Origin of the sequence: Actinomadura madurae (genome assembly GCF_900115095.1) — a bacterium.
GTDB lineage: Bacteria > Actinomycetota > Actinomycetes > Streptosporangiales > Streptosporangiaceae > Spirillospora > Spirillospora madurae.
Genome location: NZ_FOVH01000003.1, coordinates 74,261 through 99,080, shown reverse-complemented (window position 1 = coordinate 99,080; position 24,820 = coordinate 74,261). Strand labels below are relative to the sequence as shown.

At 74.6% G+C, this 24,820-nt stretch carries 24 protein-coding genes; 6 read left to right on the top strand and 18 right to left on the bottom strand.

What is annotated here, in order from left to right; translation table 11 throughout:
- Positions 1 to 3 precede the first annotated feature (3 nt).
- Positions 4 to 1,023 (bottom strand): adenylate/guanylate cyclase domain-containing protein, encoded by a 1,020-nt coding sequence (locus BM339_RS10070; RefSeq protein WP_024934294.1) that lies wholly within the window; start codon positions 1,021 to 1,023, stop codon positions 4 to 6.
- A gap of 123 nt (positions 1,024 to 1,146) precedes the next feature.
- On the bottom strand, positions 1,147 to 2,007 hold the full coding sequence (locus BM339_RS10065) for a biotin--[acetyl-CoA-carboxylase] ligase (RefSeq protein WP_024934293.1): 861 nt from the start codon (positions 2,005 to 2,007) through the stop codon (positions 1,147 to 1,149).
- Between the two features lie 79 nt (positions 2,008 to 2,086).
- Here BM339_RS10065 and BM339_RS10060 point away from each other — a divergent pair, with 79 nt between their 5' ends.
- The gene (locus tag BM339_RS10060) at positions 2,087 to 2,860 is read left to right on the top strand and encodes an enoyl-CoA hydratase/isomerase family protein (RefSeq protein ID WP_075020679.1); all 774 of its coding nucleotides are present in this window, start codon (positions 2,087 to 2,089) and stop codon (positions 2,858 to 2,860) included.
- Positions 2,861 to 2,978: 118 nt separating this feature from the next.
- Here the strand turns inward: BM339_RS10060 and BM339_RS10055 are convergent, their stop codons facing one another.
- The 5 genes from BM339_RS10055 to BM339_RS10035 all read right to left on the bottom strand — a co-directional run bounded on the left by BM339_RS10055 (position 2,979) and on the right by BM339_RS10035 (position 8,336).
- Complete coding sequence (locus BM339_RS10055) at positions 2,979 to 3,704, bottom strand: DUF899 family protein (RefSeq protein ID WP_075020678.1); 726 nt, start codon at positions 3,702 to 3,704, stop codon at positions 2,979 to 2,981.
- 87 nt (positions 3,705 to 3,791) lie between these two features.
- On the bottom strand, positions 3,792 to 4,985 hold the full coding sequence (locus BM339_RS10050; protein ID WP_075020677.1) for an RNA polymerase sigma factor: 1,194 nt from the start codon (positions 4,983 to 4,985) through the stop codon (positions 3,792 to 3,794).
- Positions 4,982 to 5,317 (bottom strand): YciI family protein, encoded by a 336-nt coding sequence (locus BM339_RS10045; RefSeq protein WP_024934291.1) that lies wholly within the window; start codon positions 5,315 to 5,317, stop codon positions 4,982 to 4,984. The genes BM339_RS10050 and BM339_RS10045 overlap by 4 nt, the downstream gene beginning before the upstream one ends.
- Positions 5,314 to 5,751 carry a GNAT family N-acetyltransferase gene (locus BM339_RS10040; protein ID WP_033330213.1) on the bottom strand — a complete coding sequence of 146 codons (438 nt, stop codon included), beginning with the start codon at positions 5,749 to 5,751 and terminating at the stop codon, positions 5,314 to 5,316. The genes BM339_RS10045 and BM339_RS10040 overlap by 4 nt, the downstream gene beginning before the upstream one ends.
- Positions 5,752 to 5,753: 2 nt before the next feature.
- Complete coding sequence (locus BM339_RS10035; RefSeq protein WP_021599613.1) at positions 5,754 to 8,336, bottom strand: phosphoenolpyruvate carboxylase; 2,583 nt, start codon at positions 8,334 to 8,336, stop codon at positions 5,754 to 5,756.
- A 133-nt stretch (positions 8,337 to 8,469) separates the two neighbouring features.
- On the opposite strand from BM339_RS10035, the gene BM339_RS10030 reads away from it, so the two are divergent.
- From BM339_RS10030 to BM339_RS10015, 4 genes are all read left to right on the top strand, one after another.
- Positions 8,470 to 10,062 (top strand): acyl-CoA carboxylase subunit beta, encoded by a 1,593-nt coding sequence (locus BM339_RS10030; protein ID WP_177287662.1) that lies wholly within the window; start codon positions 8,470 to 8,472, stop codon positions 10,060 to 10,062.
- Between the two features lie 31 nt (positions 10,063 to 10,093).
- Positions 10,094 to 10,336, top strand: coding sequence for an acyl-CoA carboxylase subunit epsilon (locus BM339_RS10025; RefSeq protein ID WP_024934288.1), 243 nt, complete (start codon positions 10,094 to 10,096; stop codon positions 10,334 to 10,336).
- Positions 10,337 to 10,438: 102 nt separating this feature from the next.
- Positions 10,439 to 11,491, top strand: coding sequence for an NYN domain-containing protein (locus BM339_RS10020; protein WP_024934287.1), 1,053 nt, complete (start codon positions 10,439 to 10,441; stop codon positions 11,489 to 11,491).
- Positions 11,492 to 11,616: 125 nt separating this feature from the next.
- Positions 11,617 to 12,846 (top strand): YncE family protein, encoded by a 1,230-nt coding sequence (locus BM339_RS10015; RefSeq protein WP_075020676.1) that lies wholly within the window; start codon positions 11,617 to 11,619, stop codon positions 12,844 to 12,846.
- Between the two features lie 27 nt (positions 12,847 to 12,873).
- Here the strand turns inward: BM339_RS10015 and BM339_RS10010 are convergent, their stop codons facing one another.
- The 11 genes from BM339_RS10010 to BM339_RS09960 all read right to left on the bottom strand — a co-directional run bounded on the left by BM339_RS10010 (position 12,874) and on the right by BM339_RS09960 (position 23,740).
- A complete protein-coding gene (locus BM339_RS10010) occupies positions 12,874 to 15,978 on the bottom strand; it encodes an AfsR/SARP family transcriptional regulator (protein WP_244938442.1) in 3,105 nt (1,034 codons plus the stop codon).
- Between the two features lie 100 nt (positions 15,979 to 16,078).
- The gene (locus BM339_RS10005) at positions 16,079 to 16,540 is read right to left on the bottom strand and encodes a TadE/TadG family type IV pilus assembly protein (protein ID WP_075020674.1); all 462 of its coding nucleotides are present in this window, start codon (positions 16,538 to 16,540) and stop codon (positions 16,079 to 16,081) included.
- Positions 16,537 to 16,971, bottom strand: a complete 435-nt coding sequence (locus tag BM339_RS10000; RefSeq protein ID WP_235206597.1) for a TadE family protein — start codon at positions 16,969 to 16,971, stop codon at positions 16,537 to 16,539. The genes BM339_RS10005 and BM339_RS10000 overlap by 4 nt, the downstream gene beginning before the upstream one ends.
- The gene (locus BM339_RS09995; RefSeq protein WP_021599819.1) at positions 16,968 to 17,360 is read right to left on the bottom strand and encodes a TadE family protein; all 393 of its coding nucleotides are present in this window, start codon (positions 17,358 to 17,360) and stop codon (positions 16,968 to 16,970) included. Before BM339_RS09995 ends, BM339_RS10000 begins: the two co-directional genes overlap by 4 nt.
- Positions 17,361 to 17,467: 107 nt before the next feature.
- Positions 17,468 to 17,689, bottom strand: coding sequence for a Flp family type IVb pilin (locus tag BM339_RS09990; RefSeq protein WP_021599820.1), 222 nt, complete (start codon positions 17,687 to 17,689; stop codon positions 17,468 to 17,470).
- A 46-nt stretch (positions 17,690 to 17,735) separates the two neighbouring features.
- Positions 17,736 to 18,653, bottom strand: a complete 918-nt coding sequence (locus BM339_RS09985) for a type II secretion system F family protein (protein ID WP_024936771.1) — start codon at positions 18,651 to 18,653, stop codon at positions 17,736 to 17,738.
- On the bottom strand, positions 18,650 to 19,642 hold the full coding sequence (locus BM339_RS09980) for a type II secretion system F family protein (RefSeq protein ID WP_024936770.1): 993 nt from the start codon (positions 19,640 to 19,642) through the stop codon (positions 18,650 to 18,652). The genes BM339_RS09985 and BM339_RS09980 overlap by 4 nt, the downstream gene beginning before the upstream one ends.
- 19 nt (positions 19,643 to 19,661) lie before the next feature.
- Entirely contained in the window at positions 19,662 to 20,963 is a 1,302-nt protein-coding gene (locus BM339_RS09975) for a TadA family conjugal transfer-associated ATPase (protein ID WP_021600129.1), read from the bottom strand.
- Positions 20,964 to 21,932 carry a hypothetical protein gene (locus tag BM339_RS09970; RefSeq protein ID WP_083597520.1) on the bottom strand — a complete coding sequence of 323 codons (969 nt, stop codon included), beginning with the start codon at positions 21,930 to 21,932 and terminating at the stop codon, positions 20,964 to 20,966.
- A gap of 2 nt (positions 21,933 to 21,934) precedes the next feature.
- A complete protein-coding gene (locus BM339_RS09965; RefSeq protein ID WP_075020937.1) occupies positions 21,935 to 22,813 on the bottom strand; it encodes a hypothetical protein in 879 nt (292 codons plus the stop codon).
- 219 nt (positions 22,814 to 23,032) lie between these two features.
- Positions 23,033 to 23,740, bottom strand: coding sequence for a TetR/AcrR family transcriptional regulator (locus tag BM339_RS09960; protein ID WP_024936131.1), 708 nt, complete (start codon positions 23,738 to 23,740; stop codon positions 23,033 to 23,035).
- Between the two features lie 120 nt (positions 23,741 to 23,860).
- On the opposite strand from BM339_RS09960, the gene BM339_RS09955 reads away from it, so the two are divergent.
- Complete coding sequence (locus tag BM339_RS09955) at positions 23,861 to 24,817, top strand: NAD-dependent epimerase/dehydratase family protein (RefSeq protein WP_075020673.1); 957 nt, start codon at positions 23,861 to 23,863, stop codon at positions 24,815 to 24,817.
- Positions 24,818 to 24,820 lie beyond the last annotated feature (3 nt).

Here is a 24,820-nt window from a genome sequence, read left to right as displayed (position 1 = left end):
CCCCTACGGCGCCTCCGCGGCCGCCGGGCCGCCGCTCCTGCGCAGCACGTACGGCTGGATGATCCCGAGACCGCGGACCGGGCGTCGCACGATGCGGGTCACCTCGTAGCCCGGCGCGTCCTCCAGCCGCGCCGCCAGCTCCCCGTCGATCACGACCGCGCCCGGCCGGGCCAGCGACGTCAGCCGGGCCGCGAGGTTCACGGTGGTGCCGAACACGTCGCCCATCAGCGGCAGGACGGGCCCGTACGCGACGCCGACCCGCACGTCCGGGACCTCCGTCTCGTCCTGGATGGCCGCCGCCACCGTCAGCGCGATCTCCGCGCCGACCTCCGGCGTCTCCGCGCTGAACAGCACCTCGTCGCCGAGCGTCTTGACAAGCCGGCCGCCGCAGGTGGCGATGATGTCGGCGGCGGTCTCCTCGAACCACTCCACGACGCGGGCCAGCTCGATCTCCTCCAGCTCCCGGCTGACCTGGGTGAAGGAGACCATGTCGGCGAACCCGACCGTGGTCATCGGGCGCCCCGCCGGATCGCCGTTCTCCCGGGTCGCCGCCGCCGCCAGCGCCCGCGTCCCCGCCGCGGCGAGCTGCCGCCGCCACGCGTGCACGACCAGCGGCTCGAACTCGCCGATGTGCTTCTCGGCGATGTCCACCACCGTGTCCACCGCCTCCGCGGACGGCGCCTCGTGCAGATCGTGCGTCAGCATGCTCCGCAGCAGGTTGACCTGCCATTCGGCGAGCCGCGTCATCGTCTGGCCGAACGCCCGGACCAGCCGGACCACGCCCTCCTCGTCCAGGATCCCGTCGTCGACGAGCCTGCGGAGGCGGTCGAGCGCCGCGACGTCGCCCTCGGTGTAGGCGATCGTGTCGTCCGGCATCGACGGGTAGCCGAACGCCCGCCAGATCCGGCCCGCGAACTCCCGGGAGACCCCCGACAGCCGGACCGCGTCCACGCGGTTGTACCGCAGCTCGCCTCCGAGCAGGAGCTCTTCGATCTCCTTCGGATCCGGCAATCCGGCCGCCATCATCCGCCCCTCAGTCCGCCGCCGCCATGGGCCGTGGCGGCGGCGTCGTGGATCGGTACCCGCCCATATCGTCGCAGATCAGAAACCGGATCACCGCCCGGATCATCGATCCCCGCTCCGCGCTCACCGGACGTGCACCACATCTCCGGCGCTGACCGCGCTGTCCCCGGCCGTCCCGGCGACCACGAGGCGGCCCGCCCCGTCCACGTCCCGCGCCGTCCCGGCCAGCCGCTCGCCGCCGGGCAGCTCCACCCCGACCCGCCGGCCGAGCGTCGCGCACAGATCCTTGTAGGCGGTACGCAGCCCGCTGGTCTCCGGATCACCGCCGAGCGCCGTCCACTCCCGGTACCAGGTCGCGTACTCCCGCAGGATCGCGCGCAGCAGCGGCGCCCGGTCGCTCAGCGGCGCCCCCTCGATCGCCAGGGACGTCGCCGTCGGCACGGGCAGCTCGTCCTTCCGCAGGCCCACGTTCAGGCCGACGCCGACGACCAGCCCGTCCTCGACCTTCTCCACGAGGATCCCGGCCAGCTTCCGGTCTTCGACGATCACGTCGTTCGGCCACTTCAGCCGCGCGTCCACCGCCACGTCGCCGCCGTCGCCGAGGAACCCCTCACCCGTCTGCGACCAAGCGGTCATCCGCCGGACGGCGGTGGCGACGGCGACGCCGGTCAGCAGCGACCCCCACCCGAGCAGCGGCACCGGTACCCGCGGGCGCAGCAGCATCGAGAACGCCAGCCCCGACCGCGCCGGCGCCGACCACACCCGCCCGAGCCGCCCGCGGCCCGCCGTCTGCAGCTCGGTGACCAGCACGGTCCCCTCCGGCGCCCCCTCCCGCGCCCGGACCGCGAGATCGGCGTTCGTGGACCCCGTCTCCGCCACGACGCGGACCTCCCGCCACAGCCCGCCGTCCCGCACGAGCGCGCGCTGGAGCGCCGCCTCGTGCAACGGCGGCCGATCGAGATCCCCATAAGGTGAGTCGCTCACGTACCCATCCAACCCCACCGCGAGTTCGATCTTGGGACCGCGTCCGGCGGCGGAGCACCCGGTCGTTAAGGTGCCGTCCATGGATGGTGTGACGCTGCGGCGCGACGGACATGTCGCGGAGATCGTGCTGGACCGGCCCGAGGCCCTCAACGCCCTGTCGACCGCGATGGCGCGCCGCCTCGCCGGCGTCTGCGCCGAGGTGGCGGCGGACCCGGCGGTACGCGCGGTGGTGCTCGCCGCGGCCGGGGAGAAGGCGTTCTGCGTCGGCGCCGACCTCAAGGAACGCAACGCCATGACCGACGACGAGATACTCGCGCAGCGCCCCGTCTTCCGCGCCGCCTTCGGCGGCGTCCTCGACCTGCCGCAACCCGTCATCGCAGCCGTGCACGGTTATGCGCTCGGCGGCGGCTGCGAGTTCGCCCTCTCCGCCGACCTGATCGTCGCCGACGAGACCGCCGTCTTCGGCCTCCCCGAAGTGAGCGTCGGCCTCGTCCCCGGCGGCGGCGGCACCCAGCTCGCCCTCCGCCGCCTCGGCCCCGGCAAGGCCGCCGACCTCGTCTTCACCGGCCGCCGGCTCGGCATCGACGAGGCCCTCGACTACGGCCTCGCCGACCGCAGGGTCCCGGCCGGAACGGCCCGCGAGGAGGCCCTCACCCTGGCCGCCGCGATCGCGCAGAACTCCCCGACCGCCGTCCGCGCCGCCAAGCGCGCCATGCGCCTCGGCGGCGGCGTCGGCCTGGACGCCGGCCTCGACCTCGAAGAGAACGCCTGGCGCACGGTCGCCTTCTCCGCCGACCGCCGCGAGGGCATCGCCGCCTTCAACGAGAAGCGCAACCCGGTCTGGCCCAGTTAGCCCAGGGGGACGACCCCCTGGAACCCCCGTCACGACGCGCATGCGCCCTCCGCTCGCTGCGCTCGCTCCACGCGCCTGCCCGTGACCCCGGCTGAGGTCGCGTCCAAGAGACGGTGGGTTAGGTGAGGGCGTCGGAGCGGCCGGCCGCGAGGCGGGACCATTGGGATGCGGGGCGGCCGTTGGTTCGGAAGAAGCCGCCTTCTATGGAGCCGTCTCGGGGCCAGCCTTCTGGGGAGTCCTCCCAGTCCTCCTGGCGGCCGTAGACGGTCATGTCCATCAGGGAGTAGGCGATGTCCAGCGCTTCGACGCCGCGGCCGGTGGTCCAGTAGGTCTCGAACACGCGGTCGCCGTCGCGGAAGTAGCAGACCAGGTAGAACATGCCGGGCCGGCGGCCTGCCAGCAGGGTCTCGGCCGAGTCCTGGGCGGAGTACCAGGGGACGTCCCAGCCCATGAAGTCGCGGTAGCGGACGCTCTCCTTGTAGGGGCCCTGGCAGAACGTGGCGTAGGTGATCCCGGCGGCGTGCAGGGAGGACAGCTCGCGGACCTGCCCGTTGTAGTACGTGCAGCCCTCGCACTGCTCGGCGGCGCGCCGGCCCTCGTGCCACATCATGTAGTAGGCGATCAGCTGCCGGCGGCCCTCGAAGGCGTCCAGCAGCGTGACCAGGCCGTCCGGGCCGATGAGCGGCGTCGTGGCGTCCACCTCCACCATCGGGAGGCGGCGGCGGGCCGCCGCGATCGTGTCGCCCGCGCGGGTGTGGGCCTTCTCGCGGACGCGCAGCGCGTCCAGCTCGGCCTGGAAGGTCGATCGGTCGGTCACCTTGGGCTTCGGCAGTGTCTCGTTCATGGTTCTTCCCTTCGTTTCGGAGGATCGTCACCACACCGACGAAGGACATCCGCCCTGGATCGACATCACGGGCAAAGTTTTTCGCGGTCAGAGAGCGCGGAGGCGTTCTGCCAGGTAGCGGCGCTCCGGCTCGGTGGGGGCCAGCTTGAGCGCCTCCTCGTAGGCCTCCCTCGCCTCGCCCGGGCGGCCGGCCCGGCGCAGGAGGTCGGCCCGGGTCGCGGGCAGGAGGTGGTATCCGGCGAGCCGCCCGGACGCGGTGAGCTCGTCGACCAGCGCCAGGCCGGCGGGGACGCCGTCCGTCATCGCGACCGCCACGGCGCGGTTGAGGTCCACGACCGGGGACGGCGCCAGCCGGGCCAGCTCGGTGTACAGGGCCGCGATCTGCGGCCAGTCCGTGCTCGCGGCGTCGGGCGCGGTGGCGTGGCAGGCGGCGATGGCGGCCTGGAGTTGGTAGGGCCCGGCGCTGCGCCTGGCCAGCGCCCGGTCGAGCGTCGCCACCCCCTCGGCGATCAGGGTCCGGTCCCAGCGGGAGCGGTCCTGGTTCTCCAGGGTGACCAGGACGCCGTCCTCGGTGCGGGTCGCGCGGCGGGCCTCGTGGAACAGCATCAGGGCGAGCAGGCCGCGCGGCTCGGGCTCGGTCGGCATCAGCCCGACGAGGGCCCGGGTCAGGCGGACGGCCTCCGCGGTCAGGTCCCGGCCCTCGTCCTCGTCGTAGCCCTGGTTGAAGATCAGGTAGAGCACCGCGAGGACGGCGGCGAGCCGCTCCGGGAGCAGCTCGGGGGGCGGGACCCGGTACGGGATCCCGGCCTCCCCGATCTTTCGCTTCGCCCGGACCAGGCGCTGCGCCATCGTGGTCTCGGCGGTCAGGAAGGCCCTGGCGATCTCGGCGGTGGTCAGCCCGGCGAGCGTGCGGAGGGTCAGCGCGACCCGGGCGGGGAACGGCAGCGCCGGGTGGCAGCAGGTGAAGATCAGCCGCAGCCGGTCGTCCGGGACGTCCTCTTCGGGTTCGCCGGGCACGGCGAGCCGGCGCAGCCTGGCCGCGCCCGCGGCGTCGCGGCGCAGCCGGTCGAGCGCGCGGTTGCGGGCCGCCGTCGTCAGCCACGCGCCGGGCCTGCGCGGGACGCCGTCGCGCGGCCAGGTCGCCAGCGCGGCGGCGAACGCGTCCTGCGCGCAGTCCTCGGCGAGGTCCCAGTCGCCGGTGAGCCCGATCAGGGTCGCGACCACCTGGCCCCACTCGGACCGGTACGCCGCGTCGACCGCCGACCGGACGGCGTCGGTCATTCCCACAGGGGACGGATCTCCACGCCGCCCCAGCGCGCGTAAGGGTGGCCGGCGGCGATGCCGATGGCCTCGTCGAGGTCCGCGCACTCGACGATCACGATGCCGCCGACGACGTCCTTCGTCTCGGCGAACGGGCCGTCCGAGACCAGCGTCTCGCCCTCGCGGACCCGGACGGTGGTCGCGTCCACCACCGGCCGCAGCCGGGCGCCGTAGAGCCGGGCGCCGCGCCGTTCCAGGTCCGCGATCCATGCCTGGTGCACCGGATCGGCCGCGATCTCCTCGTTGGACGGGGAGCGCGTCTCGTCGTCGCAGATCAGCAGCGCGTACTTCATTCGAGGTGCTTCACCATGTGGACGATGTACCGGCCGCCGATGTCCTCGCGGCCCGTCTCCCGGTAGCCGATGCGTTCGTAGAGGGCGATGTTCTTGGTCATCAGCTCGTTGGTGTAGAGGCGCAGGCTCGGGAGGGACAACGTGCGGGCCCGTTCCTCCGCGAAGGAGAGCAGGGTGCCGCCGATGCCCCGGCCGTGGTGGGCGGGGGCGACGGCGACGTTCTCCACCAGGAGCGCGCCGTCCTCGGGGATGAGGACGATGAGGCCGTCCGGGCCGTCGCCGGTCACGAAGACCCGGCCGGCGTCGATGAGGGCCCCGTAGTCGGCGTCCATGGGAAGCGGGCGGGTGCCGATGACCTCGGCCCAGGGGGCGTAGGCCGCCTCGACGATCTCCTCGATGCGCGGGCGGTCGGGTCGTGCGGCGGTTCTGATCATGGTCACCCCGTGTTCTGGAGGCCGGCGGCCACTCCGTTGACCGAGAGGAGGAGCAGAGATTCGAGGTGGGTCCGCTCGTCCTCGTCGTCCACGCCCGCGCGGAGGGCCTTGAGGGCGCGGAGCTGGAGGTGGGAGAGGGCGTCCACGTAGGGGTTGCGGAGCTCGACCGCGCGGGAGAGGACGCGGCGGTTCTCCAGGAGGCGGTCGTGTCCGGTGACCGCCAGGACGAGGCGGTGCGTGCGGTCGTACTCGGCGAGGACGGCGGCGGAGAGCTCGGGGCGCTCGCCGAGGGCCAGGTAGCGCTCGGCGATCGCGCGGTCGGACTTGGCGAGGCTCATCTCGGCGTTGTCGAGGAGCGTGTTGAACAGCGGCCACGCCTCGTAGGCCTCGCGCAGCCCGGTGAGGTCGCGGCCGTCGTCGGAGACGGCGGCCAGGCCGCTGCCGAGGCCGTACCAGCCGGGCAGGTTGACGCGGGTCTGCGTCCAGGCGAACACCCAGGGGATGGCGCGCAGGTCCTCCAGGCCGCGGGCCGCCTTGCGGCGGGCGGGGCGGGAGCCGATGCGCAGCTCTGAGATCTCCTCCAGGGGGCTGACGCGGGCGAACCAGGCGGCGAAGCCGTCGGTCTCGACGAGGCTCCGGAAGGCGGCCTCGGCGGCCTCGCCGATCTTGTCGGCGAGGGGGCGGAAGCGGGCCGCGGCCTCGCGGGCGCGGTCCTGGACGGGGTCGGTCGAGGCCAGCAGGACGGCGCTGGTGACCTGCTCGACGTGCCGCTTGGCGATCTCGGCGTGGCCGTACCGGGCGAAGATCACCTCGCCCTGCTCGGTGACCTTGAAGCGGCCTGCGACCGAGCCGGGGGCCTGCGCGAGGATGGCGCGGTTGGCGGGGCCGCCGCCGCGGCCGAGGGAGCCGCCGCGCCCGTGGAACAGGGTCAGCGTGATGTCGTGCCGGGCCGCCCACGCGGTGAGGGCCTCCTGCGTGTCGTACAGGTGGAGGGTCGCGCTGGTCGGGCCGAGCTGCTTGGCGGAGTCGGAGTAGCCGAGCATGACCTCCAGGCGGCGACCGGTCTCGTCCAGGCGTCGCCGGACGGCCGGGATCTCCAGCATCCCGTCCAGGACGGACGGGGCACGCTCCAGGTCCTCGCCGGTCTCGAACAGCGGGATCACGTCGAGGACGGGCGCGCCGTCGCCGAGGGACGCGGCGAGCTCGTGCACGTTGGCGATGTCGGCGGCGGACCGGGTGAACGACACGATGTAGCGGTGGCAGGCCCGGACGCCGAAGCGGTTCTGGATCCAGGCGACCGTCCGGAGGGTGTCCAAGATTTCGTCGGTCATCTCGGAGTGGTCGCCGTCGAGTTCGGCCAGCGCCTTCTCGTGCAGTTCGGAGTGCTGGCGGATCTCCAGCTCGGCCAGGTGGAAGCCGAACGTCTCGACCTGCCAGACGAGCTGCTGGACGCGCCCGTACGCCTGCCGGGTCGCCCCCGCGCCGGCGAGGGAGTCCTGGACGGTGCGCAGGTCGGCGAGCAGCTCGTCCGGGGACGCGTAGGCCAGGTCGGCGTCGCGCTCGCGGGTCGCGGCGATGCGGGCCGCCGCGTAGAGGAGGAGCTGCCGGTGCTCCTCGCCTGGCGACCGCTCGGCGATCTCGCGGAGGCGGGACGGGTGCGCGGTGCGGGCGGCGGCGAGCGCGTTCAGCAGGTCCTTCGACGGGGGCGTGGTCGACTCGTGGACGGTCAGCTCCCGGCCGACGCGGGCGCACGCGTTCTCCAGGGCGCGCAGGACGTGGTCCGCCTGGATCATGACGGCGTCCCGGGTGACCTGGGCGGTGACGTAGGGGTTGCCGTCGCGGTCGCCGCCGATCCAGCTCCCGAACCGCAGGTAGGGGCGGGCCTTCGGCGGGCGGGTCCCGGTGCGCTCGCCGTCCAGGGCGCGGTCCAGGGCCCGGTAGACGGCCGGGACGACACGGAAGATCGTCTCGTCGAACGCGGCCATCGCGGTGCGGACCTCGTCCAGCGGGTCGATCTGGGTGCCGCGGCGCAGCGCCGTCCGCCACAGCAGGTCGATCTCCTCGCGGAGGCTGCGCTCGGTCTCCTGGCGCTCGGACGCGCCGGGCCCCGCGTTCAGCCGGGCCAGCAGGTCGCTGATCCGCTGGATGGCGGTGACGACGGCGCGGCGGCGCGCCTCGGTCGGGTGGGCGGTGAAGACGGGGCGGAACTCCAGGCCCTCGATGATCGCGTCGAGCCGGCCGTCGCCGGACGCGCGGATCTCCTCGATCGCGGCGGCGGCCGAGCCGGGCACCGTGTCACCGGTGTCGCGCTCCCGCAGCGTCCGGATGCGGTGGTGCTCCTCGGCGAGGTTCGTCAGGTGGAAGTACACGGTGAACGCGCGGGCGACCTGCCCGGCGCGTTCCAGCGACCAGCCGTCGACCAGGGCGGCGACCTCCTCGATGCCCGTCTCGCCGCGGCGGGCCGCGATCACCGCGCGGCGGAGCCGCTCGACGTCGTCCAGCAGTCCGGTGCCGCCGTACTCCACGAGGGAGTCGCCGAGCATGGCGCCGAGCAGCCGAACGTCGCGGCGCAGCGGTTCGGGCATCTCCTGCCGAAAGGTGTCACGCGTCTTCGTAGCCACCCGCCCAAGCGTAACGAGCGGCCCGGGACCGGCGCCCATCCCGGTCACCGGCACCCGGCCGCGACCGCCCGATCAGCGTGCGGTTACCCTGGCCCGCATGGCGATGGAAGCCCCTGAACCCCCCGTCGGCTACGACGTCCACACCACGGCGGGCAAGATCGCGGACCTGGAGCGCCGCCGCTACGAGGCGGTGCACGCCGGTTCGGCGCGGGCCGTGGAGAAGCAGCACGCCAAGGGCAAGATGACCGCCCGGGAGCGGATCGACGCGCTGCTCGACCCCGGCTCGTTCGTGGAGTTCGACGAGATGGCGCGGCACCGCTCCACCAATTTCGGGATGGAGAGGAACCGGCCCTACGGCGACGGCGTCGTCACCGGGTACGGGACGGTGGACGGCCGCCCGGTCGCGATCTTCAGCCAGGACTTCACCGTCTCCGGCGGCTCCCTCGGCGAGGTGTTCGGCGAGAAGATCGTCAAGGTGATGGACCACGCGCTCAAGACCGGCTGCCCGGTCATCGGGATCAACGACTCCGGCGGCGCGCGGATCCAGGAGGGCGTGGTCGCGCTCGGCCTGTACGCGGAGATCTTCAAGCGGAACGTGCACGCGTCCGGCGTCATCCCGCAGATCTCGCTGGTGATGGGGCCGTGCGCGGGCGGCGCCGTGTACTCGCCGGCGATCACCGACTTCATCGTCATGGTCGACCAGACCTCGCACATGTTCATCACCGGCCCGGACGTGATCAAGACGGTCACCGGCGAGGAGGTGACGATGGAGGAGCTGGGCGGGGCGCGATCGCACAACTCCCGGTCCGGGGTGGCGCACTACCAGGGGTCGGACGAGGACGACGCGATCGAGTACGTCAAGGCGCTGCTGTCCTACCTGCCGTCCAACAACCTCGCCGACGCGCCCGTGTTCGACGTGCCCGTGGACGTGACCGAGACCGACGAGGAGCTCGACGCCCTCATCCCCGACTCGCCGAACCAGCCGTACGACATGCACACCGCCATCGAGCACGTGCTGGACGACGGCGAGTTCCTGGAGGTCCAGGAGCAGTTCGCACCCAACATCATCGTCGGGTTCGGCCGGGTCGAGGGGCACTCGGTCGGCATCGTCGCCAACCAGCCGATGCAGTTCGCCGGGACGCTCGACATCGACGCCTCCGAGAAGGCCGCCCGGTTCGTCCGGACCTGTGACGCGTTCAACGTCCCGGTGATCACGTTCGTCGACGTCCCCGGCTTCCTCCCCGGCACCGACCAGGAGTGGAACGGCATCATCCGGCGGGGCGCCAAGCTGCTGTACGCCTACGCCGAGGCGACCGTCCCGCTCGTCACGATCATCACGCGCAAGGCGTACGGCGGCGCCTACGACGTCATGGGGTCCAAGCACCTCGGCGCCGACATCAACCTGGCGTGGCCGACCGCGCAGATCGCGGTGATGGGCGCGCAGGGCGCGGTCAACATCCTGTACCGGCGCGAGCTGGCCGCCGCGGACGACCCGGACGCCCGCCGCGCCGAGCTGATCACCGAGTACGAGGACACCCTCGCCAACCCCTACATCGCGGCGGAGCGGGGCTACATCGACAACGTGATCAAGCCGTCCGAGACGCGCGGGCAGGTCGTGCGCGCGCTGCGGGCGCTGCGCGACAAGCGCACGACCCTGCCGCCGAAGAAGCACGGGAACATCCCGCTGTGACCGGAGCACGCCCCATGGACCGGGAGATGTGGTGACCGCCGAGAACAAGCCGTTCCTCCAGGTCGTCCGCGGCGACCCCACGCCGGAGGAGATCGCGGCGCTCGTCGCCGTGCTCACCGCCCGCGCACGCGCCGCCGCGGCCCGCGGCGGCGCCGGGACCGGTGCCGGGCCGTCGCGCTGGGCCGACCGGACGCGGCTCGTCCGCGGCACGGTCGCGGGCGGTCCCCGGCCGCGCGGGGCGGGAGCCTGGCGGGCGAGCGGGCTGCCCCGCTGATCGTTTCCGTGCGCGGGACCGCGGGCGGGCCGGTCTCCGCGTAGCGACATGTCACCCTGGTTCGCGCCCAGTGGGGGCTCGGCACGAATAGGGTGGAAGGCCATGGCCACCTCGGAGTACGTCCCACAGCCCGCGCGATACGCGATCTTCGTCGACGCGGGATACCTCTACGCGGCCTCCGGGGCCCTGCTGCTCGGTTGCGGCTCGCGCCGCGAGTACCGGGTCGCCGCCGAGAAACTGATCAAGGCGCTGACCGACCACGCCGACGAGCAGCGGCGCGGTGAGCTGCTCCGGGTGTACTGGTTCGACGCGGCGCCCAAGCGGCAGCCGACCGTCGACCAGCGCGTGATCGCGAACCTGCCGCTGGTGAAGCTGCGCCTCGGCAACCTGAACGCGCAGGGCCAGCAGAAGGGCGTGGACGCCCAGCTCCGCGCCGACCTGGAGGCCCTCGCCCGGCACCGCGCGATCACCGACGCGGTGCTGCTGGCCGGCGACGAGGACATGCTGCCCGCCGTCGAGGCCGCGCAGCGGTACGGCGTCCGCGTGCACCTGTGGGGCGTGGAGCCGACGCACGGCTCCAACCAGGCCGAATGGCTGGTGTGGGAGTCCGACACGGTCGAGGTGCTGGCCGCCGACTTCCTGCGCCCCTACTTCACCAAGGCCAAGGTCCTGCCGGTGCCCGCGCCCGGGACCGCCGCCGCGGTCCGGGACGCCGCGGCCGCCGCGCACCGCACCAGCCCCGTCCCGTCGCCGTCGCAGGTGTTCGCGGGACGCCCCCCGGTCAAGCCCGCGGCGGCCGTCCGCACGACGGTGCCGGTGCCGGGCGCGGCGACGCCCGCCACGGTGGCCGCGTCGATGAACTCCACGGCCAGCACCCCGTCCGACGGCAAGCTCGGCCCCGACCGCGACCACATGCTGGAGATCGGCGAGCACGTCGCGCAGAAGTGGATCTTCGAGCGGGGCCGGGACAACATCCGCGACCTGCTGCCGGGCCCGATCCTGCCGCCCGTGATCGACAAGGAGCTGCTGATCGAGGCCGAGAAGACGCTGGGCTCCTCCCTGCGCCCCTACCAGGAGGCCCGCACCTGGCTGCGGGACGGTTTCTGGGAGCGCGTGTACCGGGAGTTCGGCATCGGCATCGGCAAGTCCGACTAGCCGCGGGGGCCCGTCCCCGGAGCCGGTCCCGATTCCCCCCTGAACGTGAACACGTTTAGCAATTGCTCGGACACCACGCGTCGCGCCTCGGTAAGGTCCCGGCCGTATTGGGGGGTGAGCCGTGCATGGGGCCTCATCGAGGACGATCACGGGCCGCCGCGCTCCCGCTCGCCGCGGCCCTCGCGCTGACCGGCGGCGCGCTGTCCGGCTGCGAGTCGCCCGTCCCGTTCTACCGGCCCGGGGAGGGCGGCGCGGACGATCCGGCGGTCGGGCTCGGCGGGCCCGCGCCCTACACGCGGGCGCTGCCGGACCGGGCCCCGGCGGACGGGGCGGCGCCGCCCGCCCCGCCCGGCGGCGAGGTGCCCGTCGCACCGGCCGGCGGGCGCGTCTACGCCGCCACCGGGGCCGGGATGATCGCGCCGAACGCGCGCGGGATGCCGGCCCGCCTGTACGTCGCGGGCGGCCGGGTCGTCAGCGTCGTCGACCCCGCCACGCTCCGCGTCGCCGGCCGCGCCGAGCCCTGGACGGCCGTGTCGGGGATCGTGCCGTCGTGGGATCTGCGGCGGCTGTGGGCCATCGACCGGGCGCACGGCGCGCTCGTCCCCGTCGGGCCGCGCAGCGGGCGGCGCGGCCGTCCCGTCCCGGTCACCGCGCCGGCCGGGCTCTACTTCACCCCCGACGGGCAGGACGCGCTGGTGCTGGCGCGCCGCCCGTCCCGGATCGACGTGCGCGACCCGCGCACCATGGCGCCGCGCGCGGCGACCCCGCTGCCGTGCGACGCCGGGCACGCCGACTTCACGCCGGACGAGACGTCCCTGGTGGCGACGTGCACGGCCGCCGGGACGCTCGTCCGCGTCGACCTCGCCGGCCGCCGCGTGTCCGGGACGCTCCGGCTGCCGGACGGGGCCCGGCCCGGCGACCTGCGGCTGTCCCCCGACGGCAGCGCCTTCTACGTGGCCGACGCGCGCGCGGGCGGGGTGTGGCTGGTGGACGCCCGGCGGTTCGCGCCACTGGGGTTCGTGCCGACCGCGCCGGGCGCCCGCGGCCTCGCGATCAGCCGGGACGCGGACCGGCTGTTCGTCGTGGGCGGCGGCACCCTCAGCGCCGTCGAGTTCCGGTCGCGGCGGGTCGCGTCCCGCTGGCGGCTGCCGGGCGGCGGCTCCCCCGTGCCGGGCGGGGTGTCGTCGGACGGGACGGCGCTGTGGCTCGCCGACCCCGCCGGCCTCGTCTACGCCGTCTCCACCCGGACCGGGCGCGTCGTGCGGAAGGTGCGCGTCGCAGGGCGCCCGTCCGGGCTGTGCGTGCATCCGCAGCCCGGACGGTACTCGCTGGGCGGCACCGGCCTGTACCGCTAGCGCGCTCCGGCGCCCAGCGCGAGCCGGCTAGCGCGAGCCGACATGGTGCCACTCGGGCAGCAGTTCCTCCATGAGCGCCTCGGTCTCGGGCTGGAGCCGGTCCAGCAGCGGGTCGCGGGCGACACGGCCGCGCAGCTCGTCCACGACCACCTGGACCTGGGCGACGTCGCCGGTCGCATGGGTGGCGCGGAGCAGGTCGCGCCACAGGCCCTCGTCCTCGGGGGCGAGCCGCAGCCCGGCGCGCGCCGCGCTCACCGCGCCGCGCGCGTCGCCCTCGTCGAGCCGGAGCACGACGAGCCGGTGCGCCACGTCGATGACGCGGGCGGGCGCCTCGTACTCCAGGTCGTGGTCGGCGAGCCAGGCGTACCGGCCGCGCGGCCGGCCCGCGAGGAGCGGGCCGCGGACGAGGTCCAGCGCGTAGGCCATGTAGGCGGTCTCGGACGCGGGCTCGGCCGCCGACCGCCACACGAGCCAGCGGAACACGTTCAGGTCGACCCGCACCTCGGAGCCGAGCCGGATCCGGCCGCGCTCGTCGTGGTACAGGTTCGGGCGGCCCCGCGCGTCCCGGCCGAGCCAGTCCGACACGCGCGCCACCGTCGCGTCGCGGACGCCGGCGCTCACGCCGCGCGGCCAGATCGCGCCGGACAGCACGGTCGGGTGGACGCCCTCCGGGTGCGCCGCGAGGAACACCAGCACCTCGGTGCACAGCTCGCGGCGGCCCTCGTCCATCGGTCCGGGCGCCTCGACCTCGATCGGGCCGAGCAGCCGGACCTCGGCCGAGGACTGCTGCGCGGTCGGCGGCTCCTCCCCGCCGGCCAGGCCGGGGAGCTCGACGGACTCCTGCCGGCCGGCCGTGCGGAACAGCTCGAACACGCCGCGGTAGTCGTCGTCGCGGACGAGTTGCGCGTCGACGTCGAAGCCGAGCACCCCGGCCTGGAGCCGCCCGGCGCCGTCGACGTCCCACGTCCAGGTGGCGCCCTGCACGTCGCCGGGGACGAGGTAGCCCGCGGCCATCCGGGTGCCGGTGCGGGCGAGCGCGACGAGCCGGTCCGCCTCGGCCTCCGCGGGCCGGTCCGCCATGATCAGGTAGTGCGGCATCCAGGCCTCGCCGAACACGCCGCGGCAGCGTCCGGTGAGCACCGAGTCGACGCCGGACGCGGCGAGCGCCTGCCGCACCTCCTCGCTGCGCCCCTCCAGCTCGGGCAGCGCGTCGGCGAGCGTCGGCACGGACCGGATCCGGTCCGGGGCGATCTCCGCGAGGCCCTCGCCGAGCTCGCCGTCGAACCCGACGAGCGTGATCCGCATGTGGTCGGACCAGCGGTTGGTGGCCAGTTCGAGCGCGACCGCGGAGAGCACCGCGCGGCGGACGTCCTCGGGCCCGCGCAGCGCGATCAGGCCGTGCGCCGCCTCCAGGTCGACGAGGATGCGGCCGTTGTCGTTCGTGCCGATCGAGACGAGGCCCGGGTAGGGGGCGAGGACGTCGGCGAGGTCGGACGCCTCCAGCGCGGGCAGCGCGTCGCCGTTCAGCCGCCACACCTGGCCGTCGTCGAAGGCCTGCCAGGGCGCGGGCGGGTTCCGGTCGGCGGGCGCGATCCACAGGTCGAGGCTGCCGTGCCCGTCCCGCAGCCGCCCGAGGTGCACGCCGTAGACGGTCGGCATGGCCCGGCCGCCCGCCGCCATGGACTTCGACATGTGCCGCAGCCCGAGGTCGAGCAGCCTCGCCGCGTCGTCGTCGGCGCCGATCCGCAGCGCCCGCTCGGCCTCGGCCGCCTCGCCCTCCGGCCGGACGGCCATGTGCCCGAACGCGCGGTGCCACATCTGGGTGCGGCGGCGCCGGCCGAGCACGGCGAGCAGCCCGGCGGCGAGCAGCGACGCCGCGGCGAGGCCCCGCGGCCAGCCGAGGTCGAGCGCGCCACCGGTCTCCTCGTACTGCGGGGAGCCCTTCCCCGGCACCTCGGCGCCACCGCTGCCGGCCTCGCCGCCCATCTCGCCGGACGGGCCCTCCGTCCCGCCGTGCACGGGCGGGTGCGGCGCCTCCTGGTTCCGCGGCTCGCTCGGCTGCGGCGCCGGGGTCGGCGACGCCGGCGGCTGGGACGTGGCGGGCGGCGCCTGGGAGGCGGGCGGCTGCGAGGCAGGGGGTTGCGACGCGGGCGGTTCCGACGCGGGCGGTTCCGACGCGGGCGGTTCCGACGCGGGAGGCTGCGATGCCGGGGGCTGCGACTCCGGGGGCTTCGGCGTGGCCGGCGGGGCCTGCGAGGCGGGCGGCTGGGTCGGCTGCGCCGTCGGCGGCGCGGGCCGCGCCGGCTTCTCGGGCGGCTTCGGCGTCTCCGGCCGGTCGGGGACGGCGTGCCCGTACCGGAAGTAGTCGTCGAGGTCCTTCTTCGGGATGACCTTCGCGCCCTTGGCGTCGGCGGGCATCTCCAGGATCCAGCCGGGGCGGATCAGGCTCGCGATCGTCAGGCGCGTCCCGTCCGGCTGGATGTGGCCCTTGTTGAGGGAGTAGATCTCCTTGTAGCGGCGTCCCTCGCCGAGGCACTTCTCGGCGATCTCCCAGAGGCTCTCGTGATGCCGGCCCTCCGGCGGCTGCACCCGGTAGATCTTGGTGGTCGCGGACTTCTCCGCCGGGTCCGCGGTGAGCTCCTCGGCGAGCCGCTCGGCGGCGGCGGGCCGCTCCGGCGCGTCCGGGACCCGGTGGAACGTCTGCGCCTGCGGCTGCATCTGCACGGCCGGCTGCCGCTGCGAGAGCCCGCCGCCGGAGAACGCCGGCATGATCGCGGTGGTGGCGGTGAACAGCAGCAGGGCGGCGACGACGAGCCGGTGCACGAGCGACTGCGTCCCGCCGGCGAGCGGCACCCGGGCGGGCACCCCGACGCCGCGGACGCCCGCGTACACCTCGACCGCCACGCACGCCGCGAGCTGGAGCCAGGCCAGCCACACCAGCGCGACGAGGATCGCGATCAGCGAGCCCGGCCCGACCCGGTGCGTGAGGTCGGACGCCGACGGCACCTGGTCGGGCAGCGGCGAGCCGAAGAGCGTGATCAGCGCGAACGGGACGCCGGCCATCAGCGCGGCGAGCGCGACGAGCGCTCCGATGCCGGCCATGACGTCGCCCGCGCTGCGGCGCCCTCTCACCCGGACTGGCGTCCTCTGCCCCTGCCGCGTCACCATCGCGCCCCTGCCGTTCTCCGGTCCCCGGACGTCGCCTTCATCGTAGATCTGATCTCGCCGAGTCTCACGGGCCGATTCCTCCCGGTCCGCCCGTGACGGGACGGGCGGTCGCGCTGGAGGTCATCTGGAAGTCGCCGAAGCCCGGGATGATCCCGAGGAGCTGCGGCCGCACGCTGATCCGCACGGTGACGGCGACCGCCTGCTCGTCGGCGTCGCACTGCGCCGCGGTGACCCGCTCGCCGGAGGACGCGAGCAGGTCGCACGCCGCCGCACGTGCCCGGCCCGGGTCGAGGACGGGCCGGCCGGTCTCGCGCAGGGCATCGGTGTCGATCTGGTTCGCCCCGGCCCGCGCCGCCTGCTCGGCCACGTCGGCGGCGCGCTGCCGCGCGTGGATGGCGAGGCCGCCGTCCACGAGCAGCCCGGCGAGCAGGAGGACGATCGGGGTGAACAGCACCGTGTACATCGCGATCGTGCCGCGGTCCCGGCTGTGCGGGCGGGCCCGGCTGAGCCGGCGGTGCCCGGTCACGGCGCGCCCTCCGGGCCGTCCGTCCCGCGGTAGCTGAAGGTGTCGACGGGGGCGACCGCGTGGCCCTGGAGCCGCTTGCTGCCGGGCAGCCCGATGAACGCGAGGTCGCCGAGGTCGACGTCGCAGGTGATGGTCACCCCGACGCGCCCGCCGGGCCCCCAGGCGGACACGTCGGTCTGGACGCTCGGACCGCCCGTGCACCATTCGGTGCCGCGCATCCCGGCGGCGGCGGTGTCGGCGGCGAGGCTCTGCGCGGACGGGGCGCTGCGCGCGATGGACGCGGCGCGGGCGGCGTCCCGGGCGGCGCCGTCCACCTGGCTCTTGGCGTCCACCATCCGCCCGGCGCCGGCGAGGAAGAGAAGGAACGCGACGAAGATGGGCGTGACCAGCACCATCTCCAGGGACATCGACCCGCGGTCCTTTTCGGTCACGGCCCCGCCCCGCGCTGGCAGGCGGTGCCCGCGCCCACGTCGGGGCGGAAGCACTCGATCGGCCCCTGGGAGCGCTGCGACACGTGGAACGTCAGGAACGGGACGACCCGCACCGCCTCGCCGCTGACCTCGACCCAGCGTTCGTCGTTCTCCTCGCCCGCCCTGACCTGGAGCCCGCTCAGCAGGTCGGGGCCGATCTCCTGGACGCTGCCGGACGCCTTCGCCGTCGCGGCGCCCTCCCAGCCGCCGCCGACCGGGGAGGTGCGCGCGACGCGGGCGCCGGACTGCGCCGCCGCGAGCGCGACGTGCCGGGCGTGGAACACCATCGCGAACTGCACGACGACGAGCATCAGCAGGATGAGGATCGGAGTGAGCAGTGCCCACTCCATCGACGACGCACCCGCATCCCCGCCCTCATGTTCTTTCGGGGGGTGTGGGGGGTCGTCCCCCCACAGGCGACACGCGGAGATGCCGGGTCTTCCGGGCCGCATGGCGCTCAGCCCGTGTTGATGCTGTTGGCCTTGTCCTGGATCTTCTTCTGGATGACCGCGCCGATCGTGATGGCGATCAGGGCGAGGATCGCGGTGATGATCGCCCATTCGATCGCGGACGCGCCCCGGCTGCGCTCGTCCTCGGCCCGCAGCCGGGCCAGCCGGTCGCCGACGAGGGCGCGCAGGTAGACGACCGCCGGGTCGTGCAGGGGATTGAGCGGATTCATCGTGGCTCCTCCAGGGGGACGGACGGGGCGGGCCTAGTAGGGGACGTCATGAGGCGAGCACCCGCATCAGTGCCGGGTAGGCGAGGAAGATCAGGAATCCGGCGCACAGGAACAGCTGCGCGATGAGCATCGACTGGGAGCGCTCGCCGGCCTTGCCCTCCAGCTCCGACAGCTCGCGGCTGCGCATGGACGCGGCCCGCGCGGCGAGCGACTTGCGGACCTGCGCGCCGTCGTCGGAGACGAGCGCGAGCGCCCCGGCGAGGTCGCGCAGCTCGGCGATGTCCAGTTCCTCGCCGAGCCGGCCGAGCGACTGCCAGGGCGTCTGGCCGGTGATCCGGGCGTTGGACAGCGCGTCCCGGATGCGGTGCATGGCCCAGCCCTCGCCGACGTTGGACGCGGTCATCAGCGCCTCGGGGACGCCGCGCCCGCCGGCGAGGTTCATCGAGACGAGGTCGAGGAAGGCGCCGACGACGTGCCGGAAGTCCTGCCGGCGGGCCTGCGCCTCCTGCCGGAGCTGCATGTCGGGGAAGAAGAAGAACAGCGCGGCGAACAGCACGCAGATCCAGGCGGGGACGGCGACGGACGAGCCGAGCCCGAGCAGCGTGAAGTAGGCGACGATCAGCGGGATGAACAGCAGCGCGGCGGCGGGCAGCAGGAACTTCGTCGCGAGGAACGCCTCCAGCGACCGCCCGGTGATCGCGAGGTCGGCGCGGACGGACCGCAGCTTCCAGCCGCGCGCCTCGCAGAACCGCGCCAGCTCCCGCCCGAGCCGGGCGCGCGTCCCGCCGACCCGGTCCAGGGTCGGGGAGAGCCGGCTCGCCTGCTGCTCCTCCAGGTCGCGGCGGCGGGCGGCGTCGAGCGCGGCCATCCGGGCGGCGAGGCCGGGACGGGACGGGAACAGCGCCCGGACCAGCACGTACAGGCCGAGCCCGACGACGGCGCCCGCGATCATCGCACCGTTCACGAGGCGCCACCCCCGCCCGCGTCCGTGGTGTGCCGGCCGCGCAGCGGAAGCTCCTGCGGGCCCTGCCGCCGGGCGTCCCCGCCCTGCCAGCCGGCGACCGTGCTCGGCACCTCGCCCGGCACGCCGGGCTGGGCGGTCCGGCGCGGCTCGCTGAGGAACCGTCCCGGCAGCTCGTACCGCGACAGCCGCCGCAGCCACAGGAACGCGGCCCCGTACAGGGCGACGACGACGCACAGGACGAGCTGCCCGAGGAAGTCGTCGTACGGCTCGACGTAGGAGTGGTTGAACACCGCGAGGGCGAGGGCCGTCCCGACGGAGACGGCGACGACGATCCGGACGCTGCGGCGGGTCGCGCGCCGGTCGGCCTCCACGCGGCGCCGCATGTCCAGCTCGGCGCGGGCCGAGGTCGCGAGCGCGCTCAGCATGTCGCGCAGGCCGGGGCCGCGGAGCTTGGCGTTCAGGATCAGCGCCGCGATGACCAGGTCGGCGGACGGGTCGTCGAGGTCGTCCGCGAACCGGCGCAGCGCCTCCGGCATCGGGACGCGGGTGTGCAGCCGGTCGACGAGGTTGCGCAGCGGCTGCTGCAGGGCGGGCGCGGCGGCGCGCTGCGAGGCGGGGATGGCCTGTTCGAGGCCGACGGCGCCCGCGATGGTGTCGCGCAGCGACTCGGTCCAGCCGGCGAGGGCCTCAAGCCGCGCCATGCCCCGGCGCTCCTCGGCGGCGCCGCCCGCGAGGCCGTTCCAGGCGAGCACGAGCGCACCCGTCCCGGCGGCCGCGATGGGCCAGCGCGTCACGATCAGCACGAGCACGCCGGCGATGACGGCGACGGCGGTGCGGGTGGTCAGGGTGCGGACGAGGTCCTCGCGGCTGCGCCCCCGGGCGGGCCCGGTCCGCGGCGGCAGCCCGCGCAGCGCGACGGCCAGCAGCAGGAGCCCGCCGCCGGCGACGGCGCCCGCGACGACGGCGAGGAGCACGTCCGGCGCGTACATCACGCACCTCCCCGGCCGGTCACCAGGCACCCCCGGCGGCCGGGTCGTAGCCGTGCTCGGCGAGGTCGGCGGCGCACGCGATCGGCGCGGACGGGACGGCGTACCCGTTCGGCCCGAGCGCGAACACCTCCGACGACAGGACCCGTCCGTCGACGCCGGTGACCTCCCGGACGCTGGACACGTAGCGGCGCAGCCGCCCGCCGGAGGCGTAGTCGTTGCGCTTCTCGATGAACACGACGAAGTCGATCGCGCCCGCGATGAGCATGTGGGTCGCCTCGACCGGCAGCCGCTCCACCGACTGGATCGCGTAGGTCGCGACGCGGTTGAAGACCTCCACCGACGAGTTCGCGTGGATCGTCGACAGCGACCCGTCGTTGCCCTGCGTCATCGCGTTCAGCATCGTGACGATCTCGTCGCCGAGCACCTCGCCGACGATCACCCGGGAGGGGTTCATGCGCAGCGACCGGCGGACCAGCTCGGCCATCGAGATCGCGCCCTGCCCCTCGGAGTTCGGCAGCCGCTGCTCGAACGCGATGCAGTTCGGGTGCAGCTCCGGGAACGCGTCGAGGCCGAGTTCCAGGGCGCGCTCGACGGTGATGAGCCGCTCGTACGGCGGGATCTCGTTGGCGACCGCGCGCAGCAGCGTCGTCTTCCCGGCGTTCGTGGCCCCGGCGATCATGATGTTCTTGCGGGCGTGCACGGCGGCGTGGAAGAACTGCCCGACCTCCTGGCTGAACGTCCCGTTGCCGACCAGGTCGGCGAGGAACACCTTGCCGAGGCGGGCGCGCCGGATCGACAGCGCGGGGCGGACGGTCACGTCCATCACGGCCGAGAGCCGCGAGCCGTCCGGAAGCCGGAGGTCGAGCTGCGGGTTCGCGGTGTCGAACGGGCGCGACGACAGCCCGCTGTAGGCGGCGAGGATCTGGATCAGCTCGACCAGCTCCTCGTCGCTCTCGGCGACCGGCTCGCCCATCACCTCGCGGCCGTCGGCGTACCCGATGAACACCCGGTCGCAGCCGTTGACGTCGATGTTCTCGATCTCGGGGTCCTCCAGCAGCGGCTGGAGCCGGCCGACGCCGAACAGCGCCGCGTGGACCCCGGCGGCGAGCGCCTCTTCCTCTTCGGCGTTCGGCGGGCGCCGCCCGGAGGTGATCTCGCCGCGGGCGAACTCCTCCAGCACCTGGCCGATCAGCGCGCGGGCGAACTGCCGCTCGTCCTCCCCGGTCATCGGCGGCAGGCCGTTCGCGGCGTCCAGCCGGCGCTGCTGCGCGAGCCGGTCGCCGACCTCCTGGCGGAGGCGCTTGACGAGCGCGTGGTCCATCTAGCGCCTCCCCTCCTCGTGGCCGCCGCCCGCCGGAACGTGCGGGGGCGCCTGGACGCCGGGCACCGCGGGCGGCGGTGGCTGCGGTTGCTGCGGTTGCGGTGCCGTCGGTCTGGGCGGGGATGGGACGTCCCGCCCGTCCTGCGGCACTCCGGCGAACGGCGCGGGGAGGCGTCCCGCCAGCTCGCCCGCGACCTCCCGCGCCGACCGGATGAGCAGCGAGCGGTCCAGCCGCCCGCCCCAGCTCCCGGACAGCAGGCCGGCGCCCTTCGGGTCGAGCGCCAGGCCGCCGAGGACGGTCACGTCCGGCGGCGGCGGGCCCTGCGCGGGGTCCTGGACGCGGCCGCGCACGCCCGCGAGGATCCGATCTACCTCGGCGATCGAGCCGCGGAAGTCGCGCGGGTCGGCGAGCACCAGCACGCCGACCGGCGGGCCGCCGCGCAGCTCCGCGGTCAGCGCGGCGACGCGCTCGCGCAGGTGGGCGACCTGCTCCAGGGTGGCGCGGGTGAGCAGGACGACGAGGTCGGCCTCGCGCAGCAGGTCGGCCAGCGGGCTGCCGGCGCCGAGCCGGCCGCAGTCGGCGATCACGTCGACGGGCGCGAGGCCGGCGAACGCCCGGCCGAGCGGCCCCCACAGCCAGGTCATCGCCTGCGCCTGCTCGGCGTTGGTGAGCCCGACGAGCACGTCGAGGCCGCCGGCGAGCCGTTGGCAGTGCTCGGCGATCTGCTCGGGCCGCAGGCCGCGGCGCGCGGTCGCGGCGAGGCTGAGCAGGCCGCGGGAGGGGTTGAGCATCCCGCCGTCGCCGTCGCCGTCCGCCGGGGACGCGGCGGGCAGCCGGTACACCAGGTCGCCGCCCGCCTGGTCGCACTCCGCGACCAGCACGGGACGCGGCCACACGGCGCCGAGCGCGACCGCCGCGGTCGTGACGCCCGGCGCCCCCTTGTCGGCCGCGAGCGCGATGAGTGCCACCGTCAGTTACCGCCCGTGCTCGGAACCTGCGGGCCGCCCGTCTGGCCGCCGCCCGTCCCCGGGCCGCCGCTCGGGACCGGGTCGACGCCCTCGTCGTTCTGCCCCGCCGGCTGCTGGGGCGCGGGCGGCGCGGAGACCGACGTCCCGTCCGGGATGAGCGCGAGCGCGACCGCCCCGGCGGAGGCCGCCTGCGTCACCTTCGCCGCGTCGGCCGGGAGAACGGCGACGTCCACGCTGGTCTGCTCGGAGCGCAGCCGGGTCGGGCCGCCGGAGTCGCCGGTGCCGACGCCGAGCACGATCGCGTCCTGGGCGAGGACGGTCCCGGCGCGCGGCCCGCCGTTCGTCGCGCCGCCGACGGCGAACAGGGTGACGTGCTTGCCGCTGGTCAGGCCGCCCGAGGGCAGCTGGCCCGGCTTGAGCGCGAGCCCGACGACGAGCCGGCCCTTGGCGGGGGCGTCGGACGGGCTGATCATGGAGTTGGTCAGCAGCGCGCCGCGCACCAGCGGGACGGCCGCGAAGTAGCGGGTCACCTTCGCCCGCTCGGACCACTTGATGTACTGGATGCCGGTGTCGCCGACCTGCACCTCTTCGAGGGCGCCCGCGGGGATCCGCTGCCCGGCCGCGACCGGCTGCGCGATCCGGATCGCCGACACCCGCTCGCCGCTCGCCATCACGAGGTAGGCGCTGGCGAGGGCGCCGCCGAGGATCAGCAGCACCGCGAGGGCCGCGAGCGCCGGCTTGCGCTCGCGCGGGGACGCCGGGAGCCGCTGCCCCCCGGAGGTGCCGAGCCCGGAGCGGCCGAGCCCCGCCGTCCCGCCGGACGTGCCCGCCGCGCCCCCGCCGGAGATGGTCGACTGGTTGGACTTCATCGCGCTGCCCACGCGCTCCTTCCCGCCCCGCGCGGATCCCGCCTCCGAGATCTCCACGTCACCGAGCGATCCATGCTTGCGGGGGCGGTGAGGTCACGTCAATGGATTCGGTGATGCCGAGCCGTCCGAAATCCGGCTACACCGCGATGACCTGCGAATTCACCGATCACATGGCTACTTACCACCAGTCACATGTGTCACTGACCACATCGCGGGCGTCTCGGGACCCCGTCAGGGGCGGGGCTGGAGGCCGACGAGGCGGCCCAGCAGGATCATGGTGTGGTCGAAGTAGACGGCCCGTTCCTCGATCACGTTGTTGAATTGCCCGAACAATTCGAAACTGACCGTCCCGTACAGCGCGGCCCATGCGGTGAAACCGCGCAGTATGACCTCGTCGGGGACGTCCATGGGGAGCGCGGCGCGCACGCCGGCGAGGTCCCCGGCGAGGGGCGGCGGCGCCGGCGGGAGCGGCCCGGCCGGGTCGAGCGCGCCGGCCGCGTGCGCCCCGGCGATGATCCGCGCGAGGACGACCGTGTCGCGCATGGCGGCGGGGACGGTGTCCTGCGGCGCCTCGTACCCGGGGACGGGCGACCCGTAGAGCAGCGCGTACTCGTGCGGGTGCGCCAGCGCCCACGCGCGGACGGCCCTGCACACGGCGAGCCACCGTCCGGCGAAGTCCCCGGCGCCGACCGCGGCGTCGGCGCGCTCGACCGCCTCGCCGACCGCGTTGTAGCCGTCGATGATCAGCGCGGTGAGCAGGTCGTCGCGGCTCGGGAAGTACCGGTAGATCGCCGACGACACCATGCCCATCTCGCGGGCGACCGCGCGCAGCGACAGTCCCGCCGCGCCCTCGGTCGCCAGCTGCCGCCGCGCGATCTCGGTGATCTCCCGGATCAGTTCCGCCCGCACCCGTTCCCGTGCCGTCCGGCCTGCGCTCATGGGCGGATCGTAGCAGAGCGTCGCACCGAACAGAGAGCACTGCTCTTGACATCGCCGCTCTCTAGAGAGAGCATTGCTCTCGAAACAGAGCACCGAACCAAGTGAACCAAGGAGCACCTCATGGGCAAGCACGTGATCGTCGGAGCCGGCCAGGTCGGGACGCACCTCGCCGAGCGGCTGATCGGGCGGGGCCACGACGTCGTCGTGGTGACGCGGTCCGGCTCGGGGCCGGAGTCGGTCGAGCGGGTCGCGGCGAACGTCGCCGACCGGGACCGGATGACGCAGATCGCCAAGGGGGCCGACGTCCTCTACAACTGCGTGAACCCGCAGTACCACCGGTGGGCGCAGGACTGGCCGCCGATGGCGGCGTCCTTCCTGGGCACCGCCGAGGACACCGGCGCCGTCCTGGTGACGCTCAGCTGCCTCTACGGGTACGGGCCGGTGGACGGCCCGATGACCGAGGACCTGCCGCTCGCCGCGACCGGCACCAAGGGACGCGTCCGGGCGAAGATGTGGCGGGACGCGCTCGCGGCGCACGAGGCCGGGCGCATCCGCACCACCGAGCTGCGCGGGTCCGACTACTACGGGCCCCGGAGCACCGACCAGGCGTACATCGGCGAGACGCGGTTCGTGAAGCCGCTGCTGGCGGGCAGGCGCGTCCCCTACTTCAGCGACCCGTCCGTCCCGCACGCCTGGACGTACCTGCCGGACGTCGCCGAGGCCCTCGCGATCGCCGGGACGGACGAGCGCGCGTGGGGACGGCCCTGGCACATCCCCACCGGCCCCGCGGTGTCCACCCGGGAGGTCGGCGAGCGGCTGTGCCGGATCGCCGGGGCGCCGGCGCCGCGCATCTACGAGGTCCCGCGCCCGGTCTTCCACGCGGCCGGGGCGGTCGTGCCGATGCTGAAGGAGATGCGGGAGACCCGCTACCAGTTCGACAGGCCGTACGTCCTGGACTCGTCGGCCTTCGAGTCGACGTTCGGGACGGTGCCGACACCGCTGGACGCCGCGCTCAAGACGATCGTCGCCGCGTCGCGAACGGCGGAGGACACGGGCAACCGGGCCGCGGGTAATTAAGCT

Excerpts from the sequence above, each read along its gene's own strand:
- BM339_RS10070 (WP_024934294.1), bottom strand. The coding sequence starts at position 1,023 with ATGGCGGCCGGATTGCCGGATCCGAAGGAGATCGAAGAGCTCCTGCTC.
- BM339_RS10060 (WP_075020679.1), top strand. The coding sequence starts at position 2,087 with ATGGATGGTGTGACGCTGCGGCGCGACGGACATGTCGCGGAGATCGTG.
- BM339_RS10055 (WP_075020678.1), bottom strand. The coding sequence starts at position 3,704 with ATGAACGAGACACTGCCGAAGCCCAAGGTGACCGACCGATCGACCTTC.
- BM339_RS10050 (WP_075020677.1), bottom strand. The coding sequence starts at position 4,985 with ATGACCGACGCCGTCCGGTCGGCGGTCGACGCGGCGTACCGGTCCGAG.
- BM339_RS10045 (WP_024934291.1), bottom strand. The coding sequence starts at position 5,317 with ATGAAGTACGCGCTGCTGATCTGCGACGACGAGACGCGCTCCCCGTCC.
- BM339_RS10040 (WP_033330213.1), bottom strand. The coding sequence starts at position 5,751 with ATGATCAGAACCGCCGCACGACCCGACCGCCCGCGCATCGAGGAGATC.
- BM339_RS10035 (WP_021599613.1), bottom strand. The coding sequence starts at position 8,336 with ATGCCCGAACCGCTGCGCCGCGACGTTCGGCTGCTCGGCGCCATGCTC.
- BM339_RS10030 (WP_177287662.1), top strand. The coding sequence starts at position 8,470 with ATGGCGATGGAAGCCCCTGAACCCCCCGTCGGCTACGACGTCCACACC.
- BM339_RS10020 (WP_024934287.1), top strand. The coding sequence starts at position 10,439 with ATGGCCACCTCGGAGTACGTCCCACAGCCCGCGCGATACGCGATCTTC.
- BM339_RS10015 (WP_075020676.1), top strand. The coding sequence starts at position 11,617 with ATGGGGCCTCATCGAGGACGATCACGGGCCGCCGCGCTCCCGCTCGCC.
- BM339_RS09995 (WP_021599819.1), bottom strand. The coding sequence starts at position 17,360 with ATGGAGTGGGCACTGCTCACTCCGATCCTCATCCTGCTGATGCTCGTC.
- BM339_RS09990 (WP_021599820.1), bottom strand. The coding sequence starts at position 17,689 with ATGAATCCGCTCAATCCCCTGCACGACCCGGCGGTCGTCTACCTGCGC.
- BM339_RS09980 (WP_024936770.1), bottom strand. The coding sequence starts at position 19,642 with ATGTACGCGCCGGACGTGCTCCTCGCCGTCGTCGCGGGCGCCGTCGCC.
- BM339_RS09975 (WP_021600129.1), bottom strand. The coding sequence starts at position 20,963 with ATGGACCACGCGCTCGTCAAGCGCCTCCGCCAGGAGGTCGGCGACCGG.
- BM339_RS09960 (WP_024936131.1), bottom strand. The coding sequence starts at position 23,740 with ATGAGCGCAGGCCGGACGGCACGGGAACGGGTGCGGGCGGAACTGATC.
- BM339_RS09955 (WP_075020673.1), top strand. The coding sequence starts at position 23,861 with ATGGGCAAGCACGTGATCGTCGGAGCCGGCCAGGTCGGGACGCACCTC.